The following is a 3844-nucleotide window of genomic DNA, read 5'->3' as shown; positions in this document are numbered from 1 at the left end:
TGTAATAAAATAAAATGCTTAATTTTTCTTATGAATAATTAATATTTTATATCAAAAAGTGAAATATATTAAATTTTTTTCATAATATTATAGAAATATGTTAAAATAATTGTATTTTTGTAAAATTATTTCCAATTGGAGCATCTTTTTTACTATTTTTAATAAACTTCTTTTAAAATCTATTACGACAATAAACTATAATTAAAAGATAAAACATATTATTATAATGATAAATCATCGGATTAATTAGAATATTTCATACAAAAAATACTGAGGGGGAGTGTATTTTTGTCAAGAATAGCAATATTGGAAAAAGATAAATGTCAGCCAAAAAAGTGTAACTACGCCTGTATAGAATACTGTCCGGGAGTAAGAATGGAAGAAGACACGATACTTATAGGTGAAGATAAAAAGCCGGTCATCTCCGAAGAATTGTGTTCCGGTTGTGGGATATGCGTAAACAGATGTGTATTCAATGCAATAAACATAATCAACCTGCCGGAAATATTACAGGAGGAACCAATTCACAGGTATGGTCAAAACTCATTTGAACTATTTGGTATGCCAACAATAGAAGAAGGTTCCGTTGTAGGATTACTTGGACCAAACGGTATTGGAAAATCCACAATTCTAAACATACTGTCAGGACAGATAATACCAAACTTTGGAAAATACAACCAGGAAGGATCATGGGATGAAGTAATAGATTATTTCAGAGGTTCCCAACTACAAAGTTACTTCAAAAAATTAAGCAACAACGAAGTAAAAGTGGCATTCAAACCACAGATGGTTGATCAGCTTCCAAAAGTAGTTAAAGGAAAGGTATCTGAATTACTTGAAGGGGTAGATGAAAGAAATAAAATGGATGAAGTTGTAGAAAAACTGGAATTGCAAAACACATTAAACAGAAAACTGGGAAAACTATCCGGTGGAGAACTACAAAGAATAGCAATAGCAGCAACAGTACTGAGGGATGCAAACTTTTACTACATAGACGAACCGACATCATGGCTGGATGTAAAACAAAGACTAAACACAGTTGAAGTAATAAGAGACCTGACGGAAGAAAACAGAAATGTACTGGTAATAGAACACGACCTTGCAACATTGGATGCAATGAGTGATTATGTCCATGTAATGTATGGTGAAGAAGGAGCATACGGTGTGGTATCAAAACTCAGAGGAGTAAGGGTTGGAATCAACGCATACATCAACGGTTTTTTAAAGGAAGAAAATATAAGAATCAGAAAACAGCCTATAGAATTTGAAATCAGACCGCCAAGCGATTTAATAGACTCAGAAACAATCACAACATACACGGATTTCCATAAAAAGTATGACAACTTTGAACTAACAGTGGATGAAGGTGAAATAAAACAAAGCCAGGTTATCACGGCATTTGGACCTAACGGTATAGGAAAAACCACATATGCAAAGATATTGGCAGGAGTAACAGAACCTGATTCAGGAGAAGTTGAAGAAGAAATCAAAATTGCATACAAACCACAGTACATACTTTCCGACTTTGAAGGAACAGTACAGGACTTCCTCTTTACACATGCAAAAGGATATGGAACAAACGTATTTAAAACAGACATATCAAAACCATTTGACCTTGAAAAAATCTTAGAAAAAGAGGTAAACAAGCTTTCAGGTGGGGAATTGCAAAGACTGGCAACAGCAGTAACATTATCACAGGATGCGGATTTATATGTATTGGATGAACCGACAGCATTCCTTGACGTGGAACAGAGATTAAAAATAGCAAAAGCAATCAAACACGTTATTGTAAGAGATGACACATCAGCATTAATTATAGACCACGATATAGTATTCATTGATTACATATCTGACAGGGCAATGGTATTCTATGGAGAATCAGGAAAAACAGGTCATGCAACAGCACCAATAAACTTAAGGGATGCAATGAACAAATTCCTGTCCGACGTAAAAATTACCTTTAGAAGGGATAAGGAAACCAACAGGCCAAGAGTAAACAAACAGGAAAGTTACCTTGACAGAGAACAAAAAGAAAAAGGCGAATACTACTACTTAGAAGAATAAAGGAAGTGATATCAATGCATGTAATGATAGTACCAACAATGGGATGTCCGGCAAAATGCAGCTACTGCTGGAATTCGGAAACCGTGTCATTAGTCATGACTGATGAAACCATGGATGATATTGTTGAATGGTTAAAAGACTTTAAAGAAGAACCTGTAACATTCACGTTTCATGGAGGAGAACCATTATTGGCAGGATACGAATTCTATGAACATGCATTAAATCAATTATCCACGCACTTATCCCACCTATATCCGGCATATGCCATTCAAACAAACCTGTGGCTGATGGATGATAAACTGGCACAGCTATTCAAGAAGTATGAAATACCGGTTGGAAGTAGTTTAGACGGTCCAAAAGAATTGAATGACAGACAAAGAGGAATAGGCTACTTTGATAAGACATTAAAAGGTTACGAGATAGCAAAAAAATATGGACTGCGCGTAAGCTTCATAAGCACATTCACAAATTACTCCATAAAACACAAAGAGGAAATATTTGAATTCTTCAAGGAAAACGGTTTAAACTTAAAAATTCATCCTGCTCTCCCCTCACTAAAAGATGACAACGGTGATGAATTTGCATTGGAACCAAAAGATTATGGGGAATTAATGTTATACCTTCTGGACCAATATTTGGATTTAGCAGATACAATAGAACTAAAAAACATTGACCACCTTTGTAAGGGAGTATTCATGAAAAAAGGTTTTGTATGCACATATGTTGACTGTATGGACAGTACATTTGCAATTGGACCTGATGGTAAGATATATCCATGTTACCGGTTTGTTGACATGCCTGAATATGAGATAGGTAATGTTAAGGATAAGCCAACCTATGAAGAATTAATGAACACAAAGGCTGAAAAACTATTACAGGAATACAAGGAATTTGTTAATGAAGATTGCAGGGAATGCAAACACATAGATTACTGTAGGGGTGGATGTCCATACAATGCATTGGCAGTTAGTGGTCATGAAGTTAAAAACGTTGATCCACATTGTGAAGCATATAAAATGATATTTGATAAAATTGATGAACTTATGAATCAAAAATTAGGATTCGCATTTGAAGAATTGGATCAAACGGTAGAAAAAGACTTTAACTTCACATTAAATGTTGGCTTTGAAAACATGCCAAAAGAAGGTAAAAAATTTACTGTAATGGATATTGCATTAAAATAAATTATATTTTTCTTTTTTTATCAATCTCTTTTTTTTTTAAAAAAGGAGTGTCCGACAAAATTATCTTTTTTTGTTGTTTAGTATTACTATTTTTTTAGATGTAATGATTTTATTTTTTATTATTTGTATTAATTATTTTATTACTTCTCATGATCCCTTTTTGATTACTTATCATGCTTGGATTATTTTTATATGTGATAATGTTATATAATATTATTATGGAATCATGATTTTATTTATGTAATTTAATATTTTGTTTTAAAATGTTTATTATAATAGATATTATATTATGGTTTTGTTTATTTGATTATTTTTTTTGGGGTGAATATAAAAAATTAAAATTATTATGAATAATGATTGTGTATATTTAACTCGGAGTTGTATTATTCGTGGTCTTTCGAAGAAGCAGTTTAATGTTTTGTGTGATGTTTCGTTGAGGCTTAATGATTTCGTGAAATTGTGCTATTGAAACAACGGGGTGTGTTGAGTCTTCTGATGGAAAACATTTTAGGAAAGTTAATTATAAGTCTGTGATTAGTAAAGTTAAAAAGGAATTTAAGGGTAAATTTTCTGGTGTTCAAGCTCATATTGCTGGT

The 3844-nt window shown here is 32.7% G+C and carries 2 protein-coding genes; both read left to right on the top strand.

From position 1 onward, the window contains the following. The first annotated feature begins 288 nt into the window (after positions 1-288). Positions 289-2064: a ribosome biogenesis/translation initiation ATPase RLI gene (locus tag QZZ11_RS09260; RefSeq protein WP_292475589.1), complete on the top strand. Its 1776-nt coding sequence runs from the start codon at positions 289-291 to the stop codon at positions 2062-2064. A 14-nt stretch (positions 2065-2078) separates the two neighbouring features. Further along, positions 2079-3248 (top strand): TIGR04083 family peptide-modifying radical SAM enzyme, encoded by a 1170-nt coding sequence (locus QZZ11_RS09255; RefSeq protein ID WP_292475586.1) that lies wholly within the window; start codon positions 2079-2081, stop codon positions 3246-3248. Positions 3249-3844: the final 596 nt, after the last annotated feature.

Source organism: Methanosphaera sp., from assembly GCF_016282985.1.
GTDB lineage: Archaea > Methanobacteriota > Methanobacteria > Methanobacteriales > Methanobacteriaceae > Methanosphaera.
This window is presented reverse-complemented; position numbering and strand designations above follow the sequence as displayed.